The 21,501-nt window shown below is 47.9% G+C and carries 19 protein-coding genes; 16 read left to right on the plus strand and 3 right to left on the minus strand.

The window, feature by feature from the left end:
• Positions 1-100: 100 nt before the first annotated feature.
• Positions 101-970, plus strand: coding sequence for an AraC family transcriptional regulator (locus tag EDM21_RS00640; RefSeq protein ID WP_157331917.1), 870 nt, complete (start codon positions 101-103; stop codon positions 968-970).
• 631 nt (positions 971-1,601) lie between these two features.
• Here the strand turns inward: EDM21_RS00640 and EDM21_RS00645 are convergent.
• Positions 1,602-2,414, minus strand: coding sequence for an alpha/beta fold hydrolase (locus EDM21_RS00645; RefSeq protein WP_157331919.1), 813 nt, complete (start codon positions 2,412-2,414; stop codon positions 1,602-1,604).
• Between the two features lie 102 nt (positions 2,415-2,516).
• On the opposite strand from EDM21_RS00645, the gene EDM21_RS00650 reads away from it, so the two are divergent.
• The 8 genes from EDM21_RS00650 to EDM21_RS00685 all read left to right on the plus strand — a co-directional run bounded on the left by EDM21_RS00650 (position 2,517) and on the right by EDM21_RS00685 (position 12,531).
• The gene (locus EDM21_RS00650) at positions 2,517-3,461 is read left to right on the plus strand and encodes a helix-turn-helix transcriptional regulator (RefSeq protein WP_157331921.1); all 945 of its coding nucleotides are present in this window, start codon (positions 2,517-2,519) and stop codon (positions 3,459-3,461) included.
• Positions 3,462-3,606: 145 nt separating this feature from the next.
• Positions 3,607-4,383, plus strand: coding sequence for an SDR family oxidoreductase (locus tag EDM21_RS00655; RefSeq protein ID WP_157331923.1), 777 nt, complete (start codon positions 3,607-3,609; stop codon positions 4,381-4,383).
• Positions 4,384-4,409: 26 nt separating this feature from the next.
• Entirely contained in the window at positions 4,410-5,201 is a 792-nt protein-coding gene (locus EDM21_RS00660; protein WP_157331925.1) for an arylamine N-acetyltransferase family protein, read from the plus strand.
• A 210-nt stretch (positions 5,202-5,411) separates the two neighbouring features.
• Positions 5,412-6,203, plus strand: a complete 792-nt coding sequence (locus EDM21_RS00665; protein ID WP_157331927.1) for an LTA synthase family protein — start codon at positions 5,412-5,414, stop codon at positions 6,201-6,203.
• A gap of 172 nt (positions 6,204-6,375) precedes the next feature.
• Positions 6,376-8,997 carry a PAS domain S-box protein gene (locus EDM21_RS00670; protein ID WP_166541760.1) on the plus strand — a complete coding sequence of 874 codons (2,622 nt, stop codon included), beginning with the start codon at positions 6,376-6,378 and terminating at the stop codon, positions 8,995-8,997.
• Positions 8,998-9,214: 217 nt separating this feature from the next.
• On the plus strand, positions 9,215-10,093 hold the full coding sequence (locus EDM21_RS00675; protein WP_157331931.1) for an SDR family oxidoreductase: 879 nt from the start codon (positions 9,215-9,217) through the stop codon (positions 10,091-10,093).
• A 41-nt stretch (positions 10,094-10,134) separates the two neighbouring features.
• On the plus strand, positions 10,135-11,082 hold the full coding sequence (locus tag EDM21_RS00680; RefSeq protein ID WP_157331933.1) for a helix-turn-helix transcriptional regulator: 948 nt from the start codon (positions 10,135-10,137) through the stop codon (positions 11,080-11,082).
• Between the two features lie 195 nt (positions 11,083-11,277).
• The gene (locus EDM21_RS00685; protein WP_166541761.1) at positions 11,278-12,531 is read left to right on the plus strand and encodes a DUF5068 domain-containing protein; all 1,254 of its coding nucleotides are present in this window, start codon (positions 11,278-11,280) and stop codon (positions 12,529-12,531) included.
• A gap of 81 nt (positions 12,532-12,612) precedes the next feature.
• Here the strand turns inward: EDM21_RS00685 and EDM21_RS00690 are convergent, their stop codons facing one another.
• Positions 12,613-13,050, minus strand: coding sequence for a GreA/GreB family elongation factor (locus EDM21_RS00690; protein WP_157331935.1), 438 nt, complete (start codon positions 13,048-13,050; stop codon positions 12,613-12,615).
• A 358-nt stretch (positions 13,051-13,408) separates the two neighbouring features.
• Here EDM21_RS00690 and EDM21_RS00695 point away from each other — a divergent pair, with 358 nt between their 5' ends.
• The 4 genes from EDM21_RS00695 to EDM21_RS00710 all read left to right on the plus strand — a co-directional run bounded on the left by EDM21_RS00695 (position 13,409) and on the right by EDM21_RS00710 (position 16,093).
• A complete protein-coding gene (locus EDM21_RS00695) occupies positions 13,409-13,936 on the plus strand; it encodes a DoxX family protein (protein ID WP_157331937.1) in 528 nt (175 codons plus the stop codon).
• Between the two features lie 540 nt (positions 13,937-14,476).
• Positions 14,477-15,145, plus strand: coding sequence for an HAD family hydrolase (locus tag EDM21_RS00700; RefSeq protein WP_157331939.1), 669 nt, complete (start codon positions 14,477-14,479; stop codon positions 15,143-15,145).
• Positions 15,146-15,204: 59 nt separating this feature from the next.
• Positions 15,205-15,426: a hypothetical protein gene (locus EDM21_RS00705; RefSeq protein WP_157331941.1), complete on the plus strand. Its 222-nt coding sequence runs from the start codon at positions 15,205-15,207 to the stop codon at positions 15,424-15,426.
• A gap of 37 nt (positions 15,427-15,463) precedes the next feature.
• A complete protein-coding gene (locus EDM21_RS00710) occupies positions 15,464-16,093 on the plus strand; it encodes a histidine phosphatase family protein (protein WP_157331943.1) in 630 nt (209 codons plus the stop codon).
• Between the two features lie 92 nt (positions 16,094-16,185).
• Here the strand turns inward: EDM21_RS00710 and EDM21_RS00715 are convergent, their stop codons facing one another.
• Entirely contained in the window at positions 16,186-17,253 is a 1,068-nt protein-coding gene (locus EDM21_RS00715) for a DUF4037 domain-containing protein (protein ID WP_166541762.1), read from the minus strand.
• A gap of 579 nt (positions 17,254-17,832) precedes the next feature.
• On the opposite strand from EDM21_RS00715, the gene EDM21_RS00720 reads away from it, so the two are divergent.
• The 3 genes from EDM21_RS00720 to EDM21_RS24695 all read left to right on the plus strand — a co-directional run bounded on the left by EDM21_RS00720 (position 17,833) and on the right by EDM21_RS24695 (position 21,456).
• Positions 17,833-19,830 carry a Na+/H+ antiporter gene (locus EDM21_RS00720; RefSeq protein ID WP_157331945.1) on the plus strand — a complete coding sequence of 666 codons (1,998 nt, stop codon included), beginning with the start codon at positions 17,833-17,835 and terminating at the stop codon, positions 19,828-19,830.
• Positions 19,831-20,053: 223 nt separating this feature from the next.
• Complete coding sequence (locus EDM21_RS00725) at positions 20,054-20,707, plus strand: HAD family hydrolase (RefSeq protein ID WP_157331947.1); 654 nt, start codon at positions 20,054-20,056, stop codon at positions 20,705-20,707.
• A 155-nt stretch (positions 20,708-20,862) separates the two neighbouring features.
• A complete protein-coding gene (locus tag EDM21_RS24695) occupies positions 20,863-21,456 on the plus strand; it encodes an excalibur calcium-binding domain-containing protein (protein ID WP_201280737.1) in 594 nt (197 codons plus the stop codon).
• Positions 21,457-21,501: the final 45 nt, after the last annotated feature.

Here is a 21,501-nt window from a genome sequence, read left to right on the forward strand (position 1 = left end):
CCCTTCTTACAGCACGGATTATCAAGAATCTGCACTTAACTTCTAGTAAAATGAAGGGGTCAGCGAATAGAACGAATAGAAATAGATGGGGGAGCGCACGATGGATGTTTATGAACGGATTCAGCAGTCGGTTCAATACATAGAGAGTCATCTTCAGCAAGATCTTCAAATAACCGACATTGCTTCAAAAGCGTTTTATTCCGCTTTTCATTTTCAGCGATTGTTTCATTCTATAACGGGATTCTCAGTGCATCAGTATATCCGGAGGAGAAGATTAACGGAAGCGGCTGTCAACTTACTGGAAGACAGGAACTCCATTCTGGAAATTGCTTTATCTTATCAGTACGGCTCGCAAGAAGCATTTACCAGAGCGTTCCAAAGTATGTTCGGGCTGAGTCCGGCCCAATATCGTCAGACAAGCTTCAGGGACGTACAATGTCAGCATGCGATCAACCTTCTGGATTATAAAACCAAGAGCGGAGGAGACTTCTATATGTATAAACCCGAATTCGTCGAGCTGGATCCGATCCGGATAATAGCCCGAGAATATCAGACGAATCTTAACAATGAGAAACATTACGAGGAAATACCCGGATTCTATGAGGATTTCGGAAGAAAAGAGTCTTATTTGTACATTCCCAATCAGGCAGCTCCGGGCATGGCTTACGGGATATCCGCACATTTTCAGGATAACGGTGATTTTACCTTTATGGTGGGTGAGGAAGTCTCTTGCTATGAATCCGAGCTGGCAGAAGAGTTTGTCCGTTTTACCATTCCGGCAGGCAAATATGCCAAATTCAAAGGAGACGGACCCGCGGGGCATGTTGCCGATATCCGGAACTTTATCTACGGAACTTGGTTTCCCAATTCCAACTATGAGCGGAGAGAAGGACCGGATTTCGAAGTGACTGACGTGATGCGCTCCCGTCCTGAACATATGGTCATAACAATTTACATCCCGCTTGTTTAGCGGGAAGTTAGAAGGAGAGGCTATCCCATATTCTCTCCTTCAGCGGCGGGTACAGTTAGCCGGCGGAACTTATACTTGTTCTTGCGCGGCAGGGAGAGTAATATCGGCGGTCGTACCGACCCCAGTTCACTCTGAAAATCAATCCGGCCTTCATGAGCCGCTAGTATTCTGAAACAGCTCATAAGGCCTAAGCCTGTCCGCGCTCTTTAGTCGTATAGAAAGGTTCCCGAGTGAGGCAATGCGGTGAGCCGGAATCCCTCTGCCTTGATCTTGTATCCGGATGTGGACGGAATCCTTCTCCCGAGTTACCTCCACACGGTAATCATCCCTGACCCGCTTCCCCTTACAAGTCAAGAACAAAGGGGCTGTCTCAAAAGGGTAAACCTGAGTGAGACAATCCCATAATATGTGCAAAAGAACCTTCAAAACCACTATAAAAGTGGATCTGAAGGTTCTTTTTTTAACCGAATATCACGTGAAAAGTGGGGACTGAATTTTCTTGAAATGACTTTTGGGACAGCCCCTTTATTGATCAGGGAGTACGCTTCGCAGGCTAAGAACCATGAAGTTTATGCAAGCAGTCCATTTGTGCGCTATGCCAGTCATGAGTTTCTGCGTGGATTTATTAAAGTTACTTCCTGTCGTCGAGAAACTTCCTGACTACCCGGTAAAACCCGTTAGGATCCGTAGAATGAATATCATGACCGCACTCATCGAAGACGGCCAGTGTAGTGCGGGGTCTTCTTGTGATCATAAGTTCGGCCTGCTGTAAGTCTAGTGCGAAGCTCTTGCGGCCATGAATCAGCAGGATCGGACAGGCAGAGGAGAGCCAGTCGTCCCACCATACGCCGTTAATGTGCTGTTGAGAAATTCTCATCCCTTTCAAATCCGTCCGGAATCCCCAGCCTTTGTCATCTTCAAAGACACTCTCGGAGAAATAATCGATGGCTTTAAGACCCGCCCGCTTAAGTGACTCTCTCAGATCGTGCAGGGAAGCGGAGCGGTTTGGAAGCTGATCGGCAAAGGATAGATCGGCGTTAATCTCAACGCCGATGTCTTCCACGATAACAGCTTTGACCAAACTTGGATAACGGGAGGCAAACTGGTAAGCGTTAACTCCGCCTAATGAGTGGCCGAGCAGAGTTACAGGTTGCCCGTCCAGTTCTCCGCGTATCAGATTAAGAATATCTTCCACGTAGCTGTCTCTTGAATAATCCCGATCGGGGGGATGCTCACTCCAGCCATGTCCACGCTGGTCTAACCCGATAACATGCCGGTCTGGAAATCTGGCGGCTGCTTCTACAAAGGTTCTGGCATCATTCATATGTCCGTGTAAGAGCAGCAGGATGTCCCCCTCTCCGCCGAAGTCCAGATAAGAGAGCTTAAGATTGCCCGAGTTGAAATACTTTCTTGTCGCGAATTGAGTATCCTTAGAACCTGACATATCATTTCCTCCTCTTCATTTCACAAATCAGACTGGACTCTTTCCTTACCTTAACAGATAATAGTGACAGCAATTGTCATAATTAAAAAATCGGAGAATACCATGTCGAAGTCTAAAAGACTAATGGAACTAATGATGACGGTCAATCAGAAACGCAAGTTTACGGTCAGGGAACTTGCCGAAGAGTTTGGTGTCTCTCAGCGGACAATTTTAAGAGACTTACAAGAATTGAGTGAACTGGGGGTGCCCTTATACTCCGAGGTGGGCCCTCATGGCGGCTACCGGGTGCTCAGGGAGAGGCTGCTGCCTCCTATCGCTTTCTCCGAGGAAGAAGCCGTTGCGATCTTTTTTGCCATTCATGCGCTCCGGCACTATTCCTCTCTTCCTTTTGAAGCCGAATCGCATTCAGCATTAAAGAAGTTTTATTCACACATGCCGCATGACACCAGGGACCGTATAGATCAAATGAAGAACCGCGTTGATTTTGTTACACCATTCAGACAGGCAAGCTCACCGCATTTATCTATGCTGCTTACCGCAGCCGTTCAGCAGCAGGTGATACGCATCGATTATGAATCCAGGCAGAGGCGATCAAACAGGGATATCCAACCGGTAGGCATATACACAAGGAATGGACTCTGGTACTGCTATGCCTATTGTTATCCAAGCGCGGAGTATCGTGTGTTCCGGTGCGACCGGATTCATTCTGCCGTACCCTCGGACTTAGGGGCGATGGATCTCCGGGAGGTTCACCTGGAGAACAGGGATTTGCCGAAACCGGAGGGGCAGGATAATCTTACCGTCTATGCGGAATTGACCCGAGAGGGCGTCCTGGCGTGTGAAGCGGAACCTTGGCCGGAACCGCAGCTCCATATCCGGCAGGATGGAACCGGCTGGCTGGAGGGGGAGTTTGCGAAGAATGATCTTCCGTATTTTGCGAAGTTTTTCATCGGCTTAGGTAAGGAGGCGAAGGTGATACAACCGCCGGAACTTCTGGATTGTCTCCGGCAGCATCTCGCGGATCTTATGGCCCGATATATGGACTAGCTAAACATGCGACAAGATAGAGCGTTCATGTACATTCTCCTTGTACCCTCTTACAGGTGCTGGTAAGATCAGACTATTAGAAGGGAGCTCATCTCTATTTCGGTGAACTTTATTCAAGCTTCTCTCCAAGAAGGAGGAATATGGAATGGGATCTTTACATGGGCAAATTGCGATTGTCACAGGTACAAGCCGCAGTCAGGGAATAGGGGCCGCGGTTTGCCGCTTGCTGGCGCAAGATGGCGCTGATATCTTCTTTACTCACCTGTCTAACTATGATAGAAATGTGGCCCGCTATGAGGTTGAGGAGAACTGGCCCGATATCTTCGCTGCCGAGCTGCAGAAGCTCGGGGTTCGTGCGGGACATATGGAACTCGATATCTCGCAGGCTGACGCGCCCGAGCGGCTATTGGACAAAGTGGAGGCTGCCTTCGGGGCGGCGCCCGCTATTCTTATCAACAATGCCACGTACAGTGTGGATGCGGATTTCCGTGAGCTTAGTCCGGCCATACTGGATGAGCACTGTGCGGTTAACGTGCGGGGGACTTGCATGATGTCCGCTATGTTCGCACGCCGCATAGAAGGCAGGCACGGCGGCCGTATTGTGAACCTGGTCTCCGGCCAGGATAAGGGCGCCCAGCCTGGAAACCTGGCATATGTAGCCACCAAGGGGGCCATTTCCGCATTTACCCGCTCTCTTGCAGCAGGTCTGGCCGAGCACGGTATCACGGTCAATGCGGTAGACCCGGGACCGACCGACACGGGTTGGATAAACGATGATCTGCGGGCGCAGCTGCTGACTCAGTTTCCTCTGGGCCGCCTGGGCGTTCCGGACGATGCGGCTCGTCTGATTGCTTTTCTAGCAAGTGAAGAAGCCCGCTGGATTACCGGGCAAATCATCCATTCCGATGGAGGTTTCAGATAACTAATAAGAGGACAGGAGCCTGTTATATGAACAACACCTGTGATTCCATATCCCCTCAAGTACAAGCGTATTTGGATAGAATAGGCTACGAAGGCCCAATCGACGGTTCAGCCGAAGTGCTTGCTGCATTGCAGGAATGTCACCTTCATACAGTCCCTTATGAGAATTTGGATATTCTAAACCGCACACCTTTATCCCTTGAAAGGGAGGCCCTTTACGATAAGATCGTCATGCGGCACAGGGGAGGGTACTGTTTTGAACTCAACGCTTTGTTCGGGTGGCTGCTCCGCGAGCTGGGCTACACCGTTACGGACTTCGTGGCCCGCTTCTGGCGCGATGAGACGGATACGCCTCCCAAGCGGAGACATCATGTGCTCCAGGTGGAGGCGGAAGGACAGCTTTATTTGTGCGATGCAGGCGTGGGCGGCATAGTTCCCCGCAGACCTATCCGGATGATTGAACAAGTGGAGCATCCGCAAGGGGAAGAGTGCTACAAATTGGAGCGGGACGCGGAGTTTGGCTGGATGCTGCTTGAACTTCATCGCGGACAGTGGAGAAGACTGTATTCATTCACAGAGGAGCCGCAGCTTCCCAAAGATTTTCTTATGGCTTCTTTCTGGTGCGAACATGCGCCGGATTCGATTTTCACCAAAGAAGCTATGCTTGCCATGCGGACACGTGAAGGCCGTAACACGGTTGCCGGTCAAGAATTCCGTATTTTCTCGGGAAAAGATGTACATTGTTTCACTCCGCAGACTCCGGAAGCCTATGACGAAGCACTGCTCACTTACTTCGGTATCCCGTTAGCATCCAGGTAACCCGGTAGTCTGCTCCTTGTTTGTCAGCTTTCATTACAAACCTGAATATTTGCAAACTGCTGACTTTCGGGTCAGCAGTTTTTTTGATAGGAAAGAACAAGTTTCGTCAACGGTTCTATAAAAGTTAGAACTGATCTGTTTGACTACTCTTTGATACGATTAGAAGTAAGAGCTGGCAGTTTCTGTACAGCTCTGAAGAGGGGGAGAGATATGACGGATCAGAATCGGATGGCGAAATATGCAAGGGGTGTGTTTTCAAAATTAGCTGCTTCAGGTTCGCTTTTTCTCCTCTATGGGATCGTCATCATTTTTACTTCCGGATTTGATTGGGTTGGAGTTTCTGAAGCGATCCGTATGAGGTTTTGGTGGGTAATTTTTTTTGGATATGCAAATGGTTTTTCCCTTATAGCCGATGTGATTATTTGGAGAACACCAAGCGAACGGAAACAAATAGCGAGCCTTCTGCTTTATATTTTGGGAGGGTTCGCTCCGTTCTTACCTTTCTTATCCGATAATGTTTGGCTGTTTATGTTTGCAGGCATCTTGGGGGTAGGAAGCTCTTTAATCTATTACGGCATTCTTAAATTATGCGAGAGATTCAAATTCCGGGAGATTGCCTCAGGCTCCATACTCATTCTAAGTTTGTTAGTGGCGGCAGCCCGGACAGATTTTACAGTCACCGAGGAATGGACCGAAGTCAGGTTGGAGACGTCTTACGAAGCTAAGTTCACTTATTTGAACGGATACAAAGCAGTGCCGATCGATATAGCTAAAGGACAGGAGCTTGAATTCACGATTACGTGGGGGATGGCAAATGGCGGCAACGGATTTCATGTGCTTGATGAAAAGGACCGTTATGTCGGGCTGGAGAATATAGACGACAGGAAGTATAAAATCCCGGCCGGTGGAGATCAGCGATACCGTCTTATTCTTACAGGAAAGAAACTGAAGGGCAGTGTCCGTATAACATGGACAATACAACCGGCTTCCTCAAGCAGTTGAACGTACACAACATGTAAGACTGCGTTGAGACGCAGTCTTTTTTGAGTTGCAGGAAAACGCCTTTAAATGATGACATTATGTCAAAAGAAAGGCGTATTTTTAAGCGAATGTGTCGCAATTTATCCCGAACAGGATTATGATAGGGATATATATACTGGGATGGGGGTTTAATATGCATAGCGCATCAGATGGACAGAACGATTTTTACGAACAGCTTTATTTATGCGCTCCCATAGGTATCGCTAAGTTATCTACAGACGGCCATTTCCTGCAGGTCAATCCTGCTTTATGCCGGATGCTTGGTTTTGAGGCAGGCGAACTGCTCGGGCGGCATGTCCAGAATCGCGCAGATACGAATGCTTTTATGCCCGTTAGCTTGATGGACCTTAATGAAAGCGCTCCTCATAACTTGTTGGAATTTGACTTCCTGCATAGAAAAGGCCACTCCGTTCGATTATCCGCTGAGCTTACGCTCATAAGCGGACAACAGGAGGGGACCGATTCTTATTATATAGCTTACATTCGGGAAACCGGCGGGATTGAAACAGTCCAGTCTCATGAGAATAATCACTTGTACGAGCTGATTGCAAACTATGCCCACGAGATGATTTACATTTCATCGCGGGACGGGATTTGTCTGTTCTGCTCCCCTTCTACAGCGAAGATACTCGGGTATCGTCCAGAAGAGCTGATTGGGCGAAACAACTATGAATTGTTTCACCCTGATGATCTCAAAATCATTCAAGACAAAACCAAGGATAGTGAGTCACTGCTCCAATATCGCTTCCGCCATAAGAATGGGCAATATATGTGGCTGGAAACGTCTTTCCAGTTTGTAACGAGTAATCAAGGCGAGAAGAATTATGTCCTGGCAATCGGACGTGAGATCACCGAGCGGAAGCATCAGGAAGATATCCTGGCTGAAGCTATGCGCGTAGCAGCTGTCGGAAGCTGGGAATGGCGGGTGCAGGAGAATCTTGTCACCGTATCGGATCAAGTTTACCGGATCTACAACCGGAGCAGGAGGGCGAGGGACGGACGGCCTTTCGAGCTCGCTGATTTCGTAGAAGAGAATGACAGAGAGCCGTTAAAGGCCAAGGTGCAGAAAGCGCTGGAAGGAAACGATCTGAACTACGAGTACCAGTATGTAAGGAAAGACGGCAGTGTTCAATACCTTCATCTGCGCGGAGTCGTTTCATTCGATGAGAGCAGCAAGCCGATCCGGATGAACGGGACGGTACAGGACGTTACGGACCGCAAACATGCAGAGTTCAAGCTTCAGGAAACGATCGAAAGATATACATCGCTTAAAAAGTACAACCATGATGCTATCTTTTCTCTCGATCTGAGCGGTCATATCATGAATGGGAATGTAATGGCGGAGAATCTGACCGGTTATAAGATAAGCGAACTCTCCGGAACTATTTTCTCTGAATTTATAGGTGAGAATCAGCTGAAGCTCGTACTGGGCGATTGTCTGCAAGACAACTCCTCCCATAACCAAATTGAATGGATCAAACATAAGAGTGGTCATGTGGCGGAAATTCTAAGTAACATTGTCCCGATTATTATTAACAATATTAAAGTTGGCTTCTATGTGATTGCCAAAGATATTACGGAACAAAAAAAGCTTCTGATTGCCAAGGAAGCGGCCGAGAGCACGAATAAAGCCAAAAGTGAATTCCTCGCGATGATGAGTCATGAAATCCGCACGCCGATGAATGGCGTAATCGGGATGACGGATCTTCTGATGGAGACGACAGTTCTGGACAATCAGCAGCTGGAGTATCTGGATATTATCCGTAAAAGCGGGGATGCGCTGCTGAAGATTATTGACGATATTCTTGATTTCGCCAAAGTTGAATCCGGTAAGACCATTTTACAGGCGGAGGCTTTTGATCTGCGGAACTGCGTTCGTGAAACCGTGAGCCTGCTTTCGGCCAAAGCCGAAGAAAAGCGCCTCAAAATTAGCTGGCAGGTGTCTTCTGATGTTCCTGCGCAATTGATCGGAGACTCTGACCGGCTCAAACAGGTGTTGATAAATCTGATCGGAAATTCCATCAAGTTCACGTATACGGGCGGGATAGCGGTGTCCGTCGTTAAGCTTGATCAGGATTCGGAGAGCGTTAAGCTCAAATTCGTAGTTAAAGATACGGGTATCGGTATACCGCTTGATCAGGCAGATCAGCTTTTCGAGCCTTTCTATCAGCTTGGGAACTTTATGACCCGCAAATTCCAGGGGACAGGTCTCGGGCTGGCGATAAGCAGGAAGCTTGTCGAGCTGCTGGGCGGTGAGATTTGGCTGGAAGAATCGAATGAATCCGGAGCGGCTTTTGCGTTTACTGTCCGGTTAACAGCCGTTCATACGGAGCCTCTTGACTCTACCGGCGATTTGCAGTCAGGCATGGAAGAACATCAGACAAGAAAGCTGAATATCCTCGTGGCTGAAGATAATGAGACGAATCAATTTGTCCTCCGTAAAATGCTGGAAAAACACGGGCACCGCATCCAAGTAGCGAATAACGGCAAAGAAGTGCTGCACGCGGTGGCTTATGATTCCTTTGATCTGATCTTCATGGATGTGCAGATGCCTGTGATGAACGGGCTGGAAGCCGCTCAAATGATCAAAGAAACGATCCATGAGGACAAGCGTCCCGTGATTGTGGCTGTAACCGCGAATGCACTCAAAGGGGATCGGGAACTATACCTCCAGGCAGGAATGGATGATTACCTTTCTAAGCCGATCAAGAGCCAAATGATTGCGGATATTATTCAAAAATATTTCTCAACATGACACCTCTGCCTCGTATAGTAAAGACAGAATAGTGGCAAACAAATAAGGACGGCCCTTTTCAATGACAGTGATGTCAGAAGCGGCCGTTTTTACTTTTCGCACAGAAGGGCACTGTTCCTGCTCCATTCTCAGACTGCGCATTCAATATGACAAAGGTTGTCATATATCCCCGGTATAGTAAAAGAAGAAGTACAACATACAAGAATGGAGTGAAATCATGGAAGCTAGACAATCATTGCGGGGTAAAGTAGCGATAGTCGCCGGGGCTACACGGGGAGCGGGAAGAGGGATTGCAGCCATGCTGGGAGAAGCCGGGGCAACCGTGTACTGCACAGGCCGGAGCACTAGAGGGAACCTCTCCAGCATGAACCGGTCCGAGACAATCGAGGAGACCGCCGATAGGGTAACAGCGGGTGGAGGCAGAGGAATTGCGGTCCGGACCGATCATACGGTAGAATCCGATGTGAAGGCATTGTTCGACCGGGTTCAAGAGGAGCAAAGCGGACAGCTGGACCTGCTCGTTAATGACGTCTGGGGCGGAGATCCCCTTACGGAGTGGGGGACGCCGTTCTGGCAGCATTCGCTGGATAACGGTATACTCATGCAGCAGAGAGCCGTTCACTCGCACATGTTGACAAGCTATTACGGCGCCCCTATGATGACAGCCCGTAAGCAGGGGCTTATCATCGAGATTACAGACGGGGTAGATTACCGGTACCGGGGGAATCTGTACTACAGTCTGGCCAAAATAGCTGCGATTCATCTTGCAGCCGCCATGGCCGGGGATTTGAAACCTTACGGGGTAACATCCGTGGCGCTTACACCGGGTTTTCTCCGCTCTGAAGCGATGCTCGATCACTTTGGCGTAACGGAGAGCACGTGGCAGGAAGCGGCTAAGACCGACCCGCATTTCCTAATGTCCGAAACGCCGGTATATATCGGCCGTGCCGTGGCGGCTCTGGCTGCGGACCCGCAGGTCCATGATAAAACGGGGCAGGCGCTCAGTACATGGGGACTGTCTGAAGAATACGATTTTACCGATGCGGACGGGAACCGGCCTCACTGGGGCAGATACGCCGCATTGAACGGGCTCTGAGATGATGCGCGAACGGTACAAATCAAGAAGGAGTGAACCCGATGAGAGCGGACCGGCTTATCGCCATTCTGCTGGCCTTGCAGAATAGAGGCCGTATGACTTCCCGTGAGCTGGCGGATAGGCTGGAAGTATCCGAGCGGACCATTCACCGGGATATGGAGGCACTCAGCGCTGCGGGAATCCCTGTGGTGGCCGAGAGGGGGAGCCACGGCGGATGGACCTTGCGCGAGGGTTACCGGACGAATCTGACCGGAATGAAAAGCGGCGAGATGAAATCTCTCATGCTCGCTCATCCATCCGGTCTGGTTCAAGACCTCGGGCTGCGAGGAGCTTTCGACGATGCATTCCAGAAGCTCCTCGCAGCTTTCCCGGTCTCCCTGCATAGGGAGGCTGAGCTTGTAAGGCAGCGCATTCATATCGACGGAGCCGGATGGCGCCAGCATGAAGGGCAGCTGCCTTTCTTATCTCTCATCCAGGAGGCCGTATGGGATGAGAGGAGGCTGCGAATCCGATACAAGAGGGAAGAGGATTATGTGGAGAGGATACTTGATCCACTGGGTCTTGTCGCCAAAGGAAGCATCTGGTATCTGATCGCCTCCGTAGAGAACAGTATGCGGACTTACCGTATTTCACGCCTCACGGATGCGGCTGCGCTGAATGAAACATTCGAACGTCCGGAGTCTTTTGATCTAGCCGCTTACTGGGAGGAATCGACCGCGGCTTTCCGTTATAACTTGCCCCGTTATCCGGCTCGTCTGCGGCTTAAGGAACGGACGCTCCAGCGTTTGGCGGCTCAGTGGTATGTGAATGTTCTTCATTCTTCGCCCGTTGAAGACGACTGCTTAGAAGCGGACATTGAGTTCCGTACCTTGGAGTCGGCCTGCGAAATTCTGCTGGGACACGGACGGAATATATATATAATCGAGCCGCCAGAGCTGAAGCAGCGCGTTCTTGAGGAAGCCAGAGCCATAACAGCCCAATATGAATAGAAGATGAGGCCAGATGATTGCCGCCATATAATGGCGGTTTTTTTATGTTACTTTTGCGTATAGTTCATTATATCGACTTTTTTATTCTTATTTAAAAGATATATTATTGTTTTTATAGATTAGTTGTTTCATTATTAACTTTTTTGGGTTAAGTCTTAATGAATTTGATCTATACATAGAAAAGGTTGTGACAACGTGAGGAAGAAGCAAATCATCGGTTCCACCCTTATTACTGCGATGCTGTTGGCATCCACGGCATGCGGGAATGGGAACCAAACAGGAGAAGCCAATTCAGACAAAGGTGCACCGCAAGAGAGCAGTATGCCCGCCGCTTCGGTATCGCCGTCTCCGACCCCACCCAGTACACCTGCTGCCGGCGGCAAAGATACGGTTCTTAATCCGAACATCGCGGAGCAGTCTAAAGGCAAAGTAGAAGTTGTGTATACAAACAGCAAACCCGGATATACGCATGATATGAACGGCTTTAAAATCAACATTGAAGAATATCAAATTGTTAAGGTTACCGGTATGAGCAAAGACATGGCCATCCCTTTCAACGATCAGACGGACGGCTACGTGGTAACCGCCAAAGTAAACATGGAGAACGGTACAGGCAAAGCTATGTATTATCCGACGAATAAATACCGCCTGCAAATCACAAGCTCGGATTTTATATCGGCAGATTTGAACCGGACATTCGTCAAGAAAGAGGATCAATTGAAATCCAAGGTCGAAACAGAGACCTCTAAATATGGAGCAGGCGAGAAGCTCACAGGTTATGTTACTTTTACGCTGACGAATGAGGAATTTGATGCGCTCAAAAAAGTAAAACCTAAGTTCGTGATCGAAGGTGGAGCTGCGGATAACAAGGAGTTCAAAGGCAGTTTCAAAGGAAATGCCACATTCGACTTTATAATTGGAGAGGATCAGAAACAGCAGGCGGAAGCTTATTCTAAATTTTACCCGGACCGCCTGGTAACGGATAATATGGCGGATAAGAAGATGATTTTCGAGAAAGCGGATATTAACGAAACCAAACAGCTAAGCGGTGTCAAAGTAACGGTTGAAGGCGTTCAGTATACGGAAATTACTCCTACGCCTGATAATAAAGAGCGCTTCAAGAACTTCGGAGACAACGGAATCGTGGCGCTTACCGTCAAAATCAAGCTCGACAACCAGTCAAGCGAGACGCTGCTTCTTAACAGCATCGGTTCCAAAGTCCGGATCGATGAGAATCGCGGCAATGTGCTGTCTCAAGGCGGCGTGGAACCAAGTGCACCTGGTGAGCTTGCAGCGGGTGCGCAAGGGGAGAAACTGCATGTATTCCTCATGAGAAAGGACGAATTCGAGACGTTCAAGAAATTTGAATTGGAATTCGGACCGTTCCGCGGCAAAGACGGCAAAGATATGTTCAACAAAGAAACGGTCAAATTCACGCTTCCCAGATAAGAAATAATGCGGAGCAACAATATAAAAGCTTCCGACCCGGGAATGATCCCGTTCGGAAGCTTTATTTGTGTCTGGGGACAGCTATCTGTCACCGGCATTTCGAAACTCGATTTTTTCGATTTTCATAACAGAAATACCGGAAGGCGTCTCAATCGAACATACTTTTCCGACATCTCCCAGAAGCAGACAGCTTCCGATCGGAGAGAGGAATGAAATATAGTTGATATTCGGATCAGCTTTGGATGGAAAAACAATCGTATATGAATCGGTTTCTTGATCGTCCATATAGCGGACAAGGACCCGGCTTCCAATTAAAACGCGGGAATGAAGTATCTCTTCCTTAAATTCTTGCATGAGCCGTGTTAACTCAAGACAATAATCCATTAGATGCTGCCTGGTTGTGCTGCGGATTTTGGACTGATTAGGCGTATAAGCTTCCAGAAATGTAGTCAATTCCTCGTCAAAATACACCAATTGTTGAATAAGCTGCGTTCTGGCGCCCAAGAGACTATGGTTCATAGAAGATCTCACCTTCCATTCTCAAATCCATCTCAACCGGCTGTGCATGACAAACCCTTTCCATTCTTGTTTCCTCCTCATGAACAAATAAGACTCCTCCAGGGAGCCTCTACTTTTATAGTATCAGAATCGGGTTGAAAAGCTATCTTTCATTTTCGACAAAAAAAATAGGTCTTTAATATTTCTAAAACTAATTGAAAGCTGGAAAAAGATAAGCTACAATGAAAAAGTAGTTACCAAAGGTTGTAAACGAGGGGAATGATAAGCAAAATTCATAAAGTTTTCTAAGTTGTCTTATGAAAACGTTTACAGCTTGTCCGACTTACAAGCATCTTATTTAAAAAAGGAGAGAAATAAAATGGAATTTTTGAGAACAAACCGCTATGCAGCAGGGCTTTTGCTCATATTGAGGGTTTATCTTGGCTGGAAATGGATGACCGCAGGCTGGGGCAAAATTACGGGTGGATTTGATGCTTCCGGCTTTATTAAAGGGGCGGTTTCCAAGCCGGTTGTCGACAAAGCAACGAATGAATTGGTATACCCTACGTATCATGCTTTTCTAGAAAATGTTGCATTACCTGGTATTGGCGTGTTTAACACTCTCGTACCATGGGGCGAATTTCTTGTCGGATTAGGTCTAATTTTGGGTGCTTTAACGACAGCTGCCGCGTTTTTCGGCCTGTTAATGAACTTCATGTACATGTTTGCCGGAACAGTGAGTACCAATCCATGGATGATCCTTCTGGGTGTGTTCGTAGTAGCTGCTGGCGCAAATGCGGGTAAATTCGGCGTCGATTATTATTTACTGCCCTACCTGCGGTCCAAATTCGGAAGAAAAGCGCGAGTATCCAGTGTCTCCGATCGGTCTCCTATTATGGATTCGTAGAGTCTTAATTCGATTATGATCGTATGATACTTTGGCAGTTACTGACCGGTTAACCCGGTTTTACAAAAGGGTATGAACCTGCAAGGCCCGTTGGCCTTCTTTGTAAGCGGCATAGACTTTAATGCGTCACATTGCAAAACTAAAAAAACCTCCCCGGAAACGGGGATTTTTATTTTGTCCGCAATCCCTAATGGCGTTGTACAATATGCTAAAGAATTTTTTGAAAAGTAGATTACACTTTGACAAGAACAGAAAAAGAACACAATAAGTCTATGAAGAAATGAACAATCAAACGGGAAACGAAAGTGGAGAACTGCAGCGGCAGTTACTCCGCTTTTTCATTTATAGAAGGAAGGGTCACCCAGTTTCAAATGTCGCTAATGTAAGTCAAGAGTGGAGCTGCTCCGGCAGTTCTCTGATAAATCTACATATAGAAAAGGAAAACGATACAGTCGTATTGAATTTCCTACTAAGCTAAGTGATACAGTCTAGGGATCGATGACAATTCATTGTGAATCGGTTAACGAAAGGGGAAAAGAGATGGTTACAGGCGTCCTATTTGATTTAGACGGGACTCTGCTGGACAGGAATCTTTCATTGCTTCATTTTGCCGATGCCCAGTATGACAGCTTGTTCACAACCTATGCAGAGGACAAACAAGTTTTTATAAATCGGTTTATTGAATTAGACCAAAGGGGATACGTCTGGAAAGATAAAGTGTATCAGCATCTTATCGAAGAGTATCGTTTACCTTATACATGGGAAGAACTGCTGGACGATTATTTAAATGGATTTCCAAAGTACGCCGTATCCTTTCCGCATACCCTGCCGTTATTAGAGAGCCTCAAGAAGAAAGGGTACAAGCTTGGCATGATTACGAATGGATTTAAAGATTTTCAGTCAGCCAATATAGATGCGCTTGGAATTCGCTCTTGTTTCCATGACATTCTGATCTCAGAACAGGCGGGACTTCGCAAACCGGACCCGGCAATTTTTAGAATGGCGGCTGAAAGGCTGCAGATTAAACTGGATAACTGTGTTTATATCGGGGATCATCCTGTGAATGACGTTGCTGCGAGCCGGTATGCAGGTATGCGAGGAATCTGGAAAGAGGACAACTACTATCCGGATGATTTTGAGTATGATGGAATCGTAAGAGATCTGCTGGAGCTTGAACCTATTCTGGATAAATGGACTGCAAGAATTTAATTAATAAGATTAATGATTAATGATATTAAATATATATAATCGAGTGGAGGTTAACCCCTATGAAGCTAATCGGCACTATTCTGGCTTGTTTTCCTTTAGTCTATGTACTTATTTGGTTTGAAATCTATGGCTATGCGATTGGAGCAGCGATTGTAATAGGAACTCTGTTCAGAATCTGTTATATGCTGCATCAAATCCGGCGTACCCTTGGGACCATGAATAGACATGAGCTCAAACAATACAACCAGGCTCTTGTAAATAGAGCTTTAATGGAGAAATAACAGCCAGACAGCACTTTAAATAACAGGAGGAGTTAAATTGATTACAATCGGATTCGTCAGGCATGGGAGTACGAAGTGGAATAAGGAAGGAAGAATTCAGGGGAGCTCGGACATTGCGCTTGATACAGACGGGTTGAAGGAAGCATCCAGACTGGCTGAACGAATTAGTCATGAACAATGGGACCGGGTTTTCTCCAGTTCTCTTCTGCGTGCGCTGCAAACCGCTAACCAATTAGCCCCCCTTACCCGTGATACGAAGGTTCATCTAGATTCAAGATTACGGGAAGCAGGCGGAGGACTAATCGAAGGAACCACGGAAGCGGAACGGGTGGCCAAGTGGGGAGTTAATTGGCGAGAGCAGAACCTTGGGGTAGAAAGCGCCGAGAGTATGATCGCCAGAGGTACTTCTTTCCTCATGGAAATGTCCGCCAAATACCCCGGAGAGAACATACTGATCGTCAGCCACGGGTCTTTTATTCGTACGATGCTGAGACATCTTGCACCGGATACAGGCAGGGATACGTTCTTGAATAATACGTCTTTGTCCGTCCTGCACTATGATCTCCGTACTTGGAGCTGCGAGCTGTATAACTGCACCCGGCATCTGATTGAGCAAGAGGAAGCATATGGGGAATCACCTCAAGAAACGGAAAAACTCGTACGCTGAGCAGCACATCACATGAAAAAAAAGGATTCTTAAAGGAAGTCCGGTTCTCGTAAAGTCAGTGAAGTTCAAGCAATCTTCCCCGTAAGCGTAATCTACAGCAAGCGGTCAAAGAAAGCGCGAAGCGGGTTAGTTTCGCCAGATGGTGACTGGAAACGTTCCTGGATAGCGCGAAAATCAGTGTTGTCACTGATTTGGTCGATACCGCCGAACCTAAAGGCAGCAAGCTTGCGGAGAGATGAATCCTTTATCTTGGATACCAATGCATCTGCAAAACGATTACCCCCGATTACCGAAAACGGCCGATCGAAGAAGAGATTTACCTTCACTTCAATTGGTTCGGTCAATTGCAGTTCATTATGCATCTGTGCGACAATTTGATAGGTTGTCGATAGTGCTTGCTCTCGCTCTCGCCACTCTTTTGCGTTCTGTGCTGCTTGCAGATGAGGCAATAACTCATCTGCACAAGCTAGTTGCCGGAAGGCGGTGCCGAACCATTTGGGATAAGGGGCATAGCGCCGTTCGATTAGGAAGCAAAGACTCATGACGTCCCTAATGAGTCGAGAAGCAATAAGAGCCGCCCCCAGTTCATCTCCCGCAAAGCCTGCCCTGGGCATAAGGTGTTCCTCCTGTCCGATACGGTGCCAAACCGATGCCATCAGAAATAGCCATACATCCGGCGGATAAAAACTCAGATGCTCGCGAACGACTGTCAGCTCGCCGATATCATCCCGGTAGACGGTACCACCTGTAAGCTCTGCCAATGTCTGAGCAGGGATAGTCAGCCAGTCGAGCAGCTCCAAACCCCCGAACAATCTGAGGGGTGAGAGTCCCAATCGTCTGCCGAAATAGGCGGGAACTGTGGTCACAATCGTTTGATCGACTTCAAGCGGGAAACCATTAAACGTTGCAGGGGCTGCCTTATGGAGGGCCGCATAAATGGCTTCACGCTGAGATACGTCGGCTTCACGGACGAATATCAGCACACGCGGCCCCCAGTCGTGGTCGCGCGACATTGGTGTATCGAAACCCAGAACTTCGCTACCTGTGCCGACAAGCGCTGATGCATACGATAACGTGGGCATGGCAGACGAAAGACGAGGCACAATATAATTATCATAAAACCGCTGGCTTAACTGAACACCTGTGATATTGTCGCACACGATTTGTAACTCCTTTCAGCAAGTAGATACCAACAATGAGGTTTTCATCAGAGAGGCGGTAACGAGCCCTGTTTGATCGATGCCGCTAAGCAAAAATACGCCGATTAATATTTATTATGATCCTATTCTGACGCGTTTTCCAGTGGTCTATTAACTTCAGCTTGAGATATCGTTCTTTCTTACCTAAAGAAAGACTCAGATTGGTATTCAGTCTAATTGGCAGGTAAGCTTAAGGTAGAAGGAGCTTACTACGCTTATTTTAAAAGGAGCTTACTACGCTTATTTTAAAAGGATTACATTAAAAAAGCCTTGGCCTCAAGAATCATCTGCGTCAACGTTAACGAGTACGATACCTGAAAACAACAACCAAAAAGTCGGTAATCCTAGCGTAGGAAAGCCGGCTTTTTTTGGTGTAAACTGTCTTAGCCATTACGTTATTGGTTGTCGCTCCCTTTTGCTTAAATGAACCTTTCCGGTACGTTAAGGAGAGGAATTTGGCTTTTTATATCCATTTTTGGGCAGGCTAGCTGTATGTGTATATGAGTATTCTTTACTATTGCGTAAGGGGCTAGAGACGAAATGGAACTATTTATCATGGTGCTGATGCTGCTCGTGCTCATTGGCTTGTCCAATGTTATCAACCGCTTTATTCCGTTCGTTCCGGTGCCGCTTATTCAGATCGCGCTTGGAGTAGCGGCAGCCTATATGCCGGGGTTATATCATGTGCCTTTGAATCCCGAATTGTTCCTGGTCTTGTTTATTGCGCCGCTGCTCTTTAATGACGGGAAAATCACTCCGCGTGACGAACTTTGGAAGCTTCGCGGTTTCATTCTGCTGATGGCGCTCGGACTGGTATTTGCCACCATCCTTATTGCGGGTCCGTTTATTCACTGGCTTATTCCGGCGATTCCGCTGTCGGCTGCGTTTGCTCTCGCGGCGATTTTGTCGCCCACGGATGCGGTAGCTGTCGGTTCTCTATCCGGACGAGTCAAGCTGCCCGGCAAAATCATGCGTCTGCTCGAAGGGGAAGCGCTGATGAATGACGCATCCGGGCTGGTTGCGTTCAATTTTGCCATCATGGCGACCGTGAGCGGGCAGTTCTCATTGCCCAAAGCAATCGGGAGCTTCATTGTCATCGCCGCTGGCGGACTGCTCATTGGTGCGCTGCTTGGCTTTATGATCATTTGGCTGAGGGTGTTCCTCCGGCGCCTCGGTATAGAAGATGTAACGCTGCACATGCTCATAATCATTCTTACACCGTTTCTCATCTATCTGGCTGCCGAAGAGTTTCATCTTTCGGGGATTCTAGCTGTCGTAGCGGCAGGAGTCGTTCATGCGGTCGAGAGAGATCGGCTGGAGTCGAGTTCATACCGTCTTCGTGTCGTATCGGATAGCACCTGGTCGGTCATTCTTTTTTCCCTGAATGGTTTTGTGTTCCTTTTACTCGGGCTCGAAATACCAGGTGTTGTAGTGAAAATATGGGAGGACCCCGCATACAGGAACGGACAAGTAATCGGCTATATTCTTGTGATTACTGCCGTGCTGATGACGCTCAGGTTCTTATGGGTGTGGGCCACAGACCGGGAGATCCGTTCGGCGCTGCTGACCGCTCTCTCTGGAGTGCGTGGCGCCTTGACACTCTCGGCCGCATTCTCCATTCCATTGATTCTGGCGGATGGAAGCCCGTTCCCCGAACGGAGCCTGATCCTGTTTATATGTGCAGGTGTCATCCTGCTGACGCTAATTTCGGCCAGCGTGCTCCTTCCCCTGCTGACTTGCAGGCCCGAAGAACCCGGTACGGATACCCGGGACCGGATTGAAGAAGAGCGCAGTGCGCGAATCCAGGTGCTTAGTGCCGGGCTGCGCTCGGTACGTGAAGAGATGGACGATGAGAATACACCGGAAGTGCTGGAACTGATTTCCGATTATAGCCGGCGTCTGCAGCAGACGAGATTGGAAGGCAAATCAGACTTCGGGGAAGGCTGGAAAGCAGCAGTCGGCATTCGTTTAGAGGCATTGAAGACAGAACGAAGAGTCGCCGAAGAGTGGCTGCTGGATAAGAAAATCTCACAGGAGCTTGCAGACAGATTCCAATCTTCGCTTAGCCAGATGGAGCTGATCCTGACGAACCGGCTGAAGGTGAAAATCCTGTTGATTCTGGCAAGATCAGCTTTGTCCCGAATGCTTAAAAGGAGCAGAAAAGGGTTAATGACGCCTTCGCATCCAAGCTGGGATACGTTCAAAGCATTGAAATTGGAGGCAATTAACGCGGCCATTGAACAAATGAAGCATTTGGAGACCCAGGACAATAAGGATACGGTACATTCGGTCATTGCTGATTACCGCGATATGGAGCTGCATCTACAGAACGACAGATACCGAGGTTCTTCCAGGAGCAAGCCCAGCTTGAAGAGCAGGGAGCTGGAGTTGAAAGCGATCCAGGCTGAACGGAATGAAATTCAAAGAATGTATGAGCAAGGAGATATCGATCGCAACCTGGCGGGTATTCTGAGAATGAATGTCAATTACCGCGAAGCGAGTATGTTTGCATCCAAAACCGTTCATGCAGAAGCTTAAATCATGGAGAAGTATGCAGGATAGAAGTCCGCAAGTTTAGCTTGCGGACTTTTTTTCATTTTGTTGAAGGCTTCTTCTACCATTATGCTGCCGCCCATCTTTATACAAAAAAAATTTTAGGAAAACTATGGAAATGATTCTGATATAATAAGCTGGTGCGCTAATTTAGAATAACTAAACGGATTAATCCATGTATTAATTACGTGCGAAAGGAAACAAAATCATGGGAATTAAAGCGGTACTATTTGATTTTGACGGAACGTTAGCGGATACGCTGCCACTTTCTTTTGCAGCATTCCGGTCCGTTTTTTTGAATTATGAGAACCGTCAGATGAGCAACGAAGATATTATACATACATTCGGACCGACCGAAGAGGGGATTATCAAACTACATATTACCGATAAAAAGTCCGTACATGCGGCAATCGAACATTACTATGAAGTGTTTGAGAAAGACTTTGAGAATCAAGTCGTCCAATCGCCGGAAATGATGGATCTATTGGAACAATTAGCTGAGCGCGGTATTAAACTGGGGATCATAACCGGGAAGAGCAGAAGATGCCTCGATATTTGTTCCGTTAAATTAGGACTGGAAGGGAAATTCGAGCTGTCTATTACGGGAGATGACGTCGTTAAAGCCAAACCCGATCCGGAAGGAATCTTAAAGGCTATCCGGCAAATGGGGCTTACAAAAGAAGAGGTTATCTTTGTAGGAGACAGCAATGCGGACATGATGGCAGGCAAGTCGGCAGGTGTTGTTACAATGGGCGCCCAGTGGTTCGGTACCGTTCAGAATCAAGAATTGTCACCGGCTCCGGATCATGTATTAACAAGTACGCTTGAGTTGATTAAGCTGGTGAAAACGCTTAGAACATAACCCCGATCCTTTTATTCCCACAAGTAAAAGAAAAAAATGTCACAAAACAGACGAACCATATATATCCAATTCCTGCTATACTAGTCTAGCTTTGAGAAACAGATATACTAGGGGGCAGGAAAAGATTTATGTGGGATGCAATAGGAGCAATTGGAATGTTAGGTTGTCTGGTTCTGCTTGTCTGGGCCGTCATTTCGTTGGTTAAGCGTAACGGAAAGGCTAAAAAAATGTTTGTAGGTTCGGCTGCTTTATTCATAGTCATGGTGATTGGGGCTGTGAATTCATCTTCATCCAAGCAGTTAACGCCTGCGGCTCCGGTTATTTCGCCAACGGCCGTGCCGACGCCGACGGCTGAAGCCGCTGCGACACCAACAGTGTCACCAACCGTGACACCAAGCGCGACACCAACCGCGACACCTGCGTTGGAGCCGGCATCTACCGCAGCCGCGGAGCCAGCTAAGACATCGGCGGCGACGCAGGCGCCGGTACCTACAGAGGCGGCACCTGTACCTGCAGCGCCAAAGCAGGAGTCTCCTAAAGAAGCCATAAAACCGGCTGCAACCGCAGCACCGAAGCAAGCAACGGCCAAGCCGGCACCAACACCTAAGCCAGAACCCAAGAATGCAAATGTGTCTTACAAAAACTGCACAGAGGCCAAAGCGGCTGGAGCCGCGCCTCTTTATGAAGGCGATCCGGGCTACAGTACGAAGCTGGACAGAGACCGGGATGGAGTTGCCTGCGAGAAATAACATCAGGACTTGCAAGTAAATGATAGGCTCCCCTTGTAGTAGGCA

It is taken from the genome of Paenibacillus lutrae (assembly GCF_009757775.1).
Classification (GTDB): Bacteria; Bacillota; Bacilli; order Paenibacillales; family NBRC-103111; genus Paenibacillus_F; species Paenibacillus_F lutrae.

Excerpts from the sequence above, each read along its gene's own strand:
- EDM21_RS00640 (WP_157331917.1), top strand. The coding sequence starts at position 101 with ATGGATGTTTATGAACGGATTCAGCAGTCGGTTCAATACATAGAGAGT.
- EDM21_RS00645 (WP_157331919.1), bottom strand. The coding sequence starts at position 2,414 with ATGTCAGGTTCTAAGGATACTCAATTCGCGACAAGAAAGTATTTCAAC.
- EDM21_RS00650 (WP_157331921.1), top strand. The coding sequence starts at position 2,517 with ATGTCGAAGTCTAAAAGACTAATGGAACTAATGATGACGGTCAATCAG.
- EDM21_RS00655 (WP_157331923.1), top strand. The coding sequence starts at position 3,607 with ATGGGATCTTTACATGGGCAAATTGCGATTGTCACAGGTACAAGCCGC.
- EDM21_RS00660 (WP_157331925.1), top strand. The coding sequence starts at position 4,410 with ATGAACAACACCTGTGATTCCATATCCCCTCAAGTACAAGCGTATTTG.
- EDM21_RS00665 (WP_157331927.1), top strand. The coding sequence starts at position 5,412 with ATGACGGATCAGAATCGGATGGCGAAATATGCAAGGGGTGTGTTTTCA.
- EDM21_RS00670 (WP_166541760.1), top strand. The coding sequence starts at position 6,376 with ATGCATAGCGCATCAGATGGACAGAACGATTTTTACGAACAGCTTTAT.
- EDM21_RS00675 (WP_157331931.1), top strand. The coding sequence starts at position 9,215 with ATGGAAGCTAGACAATCATTGCGGGGTAAAGTAGCGATAGTCGCCGGG.
- EDM21_RS00680 (WP_157331933.1), top strand. The coding sequence starts at position 10,135 with ATGAGAGCGGACCGGCTTATCGCCATTCTGCTGGCCTTGCAGAATAGA.
- EDM21_RS00690 (WP_157331935.1), bottom strand. The coding sequence starts at position 13,050 with ATGAACCATAGTCTCTTGGGCGCCAGAACGCAGCTTATTCAACAATTG.
- EDM21_RS00695 (WP_157331937.1), top strand. The coding sequence starts at position 13,409 with ATGGAATTTTTGAGAACAAACCGCTATGCAGCAGGGCTTTTGCTCATA.
- EDM21_RS00700 (WP_157331939.1), top strand. The coding sequence starts at position 14,477 with ATGGTTACAGGCGTCCTATTTGATTTAGACGGGACTCTGCTGGACAGG.
- EDM21_RS00705 (WP_157331941.1), top strand. The coding sequence starts at position 15,205 with ATGAAGCTAATCGGCACTATTCTGGCTTGTTTTCCTTTAGTCTATGTA.
- EDM21_RS00720 (WP_157331945.1), top strand. The coding sequence starts at position 17,833 with ATGGAACTATTTATCATGGTGCTGATGCTGCTCGTGCTCATTGGCTTG.
- EDM21_RS00725 (WP_157331947.1), top strand. The coding sequence starts at position 20,054 with ATGGGAATTAAAGCGGTACTATTTGATTTTGACGGAACGTTAGCGGAT.
- EDM21_RS24695 (WP_201280737.1), top strand. The coding sequence starts at position 20,863 with ATGTTAGGTTGTCTGGTTCTGCTTGTCTGGGCCGTCATTTCGTTGGTT.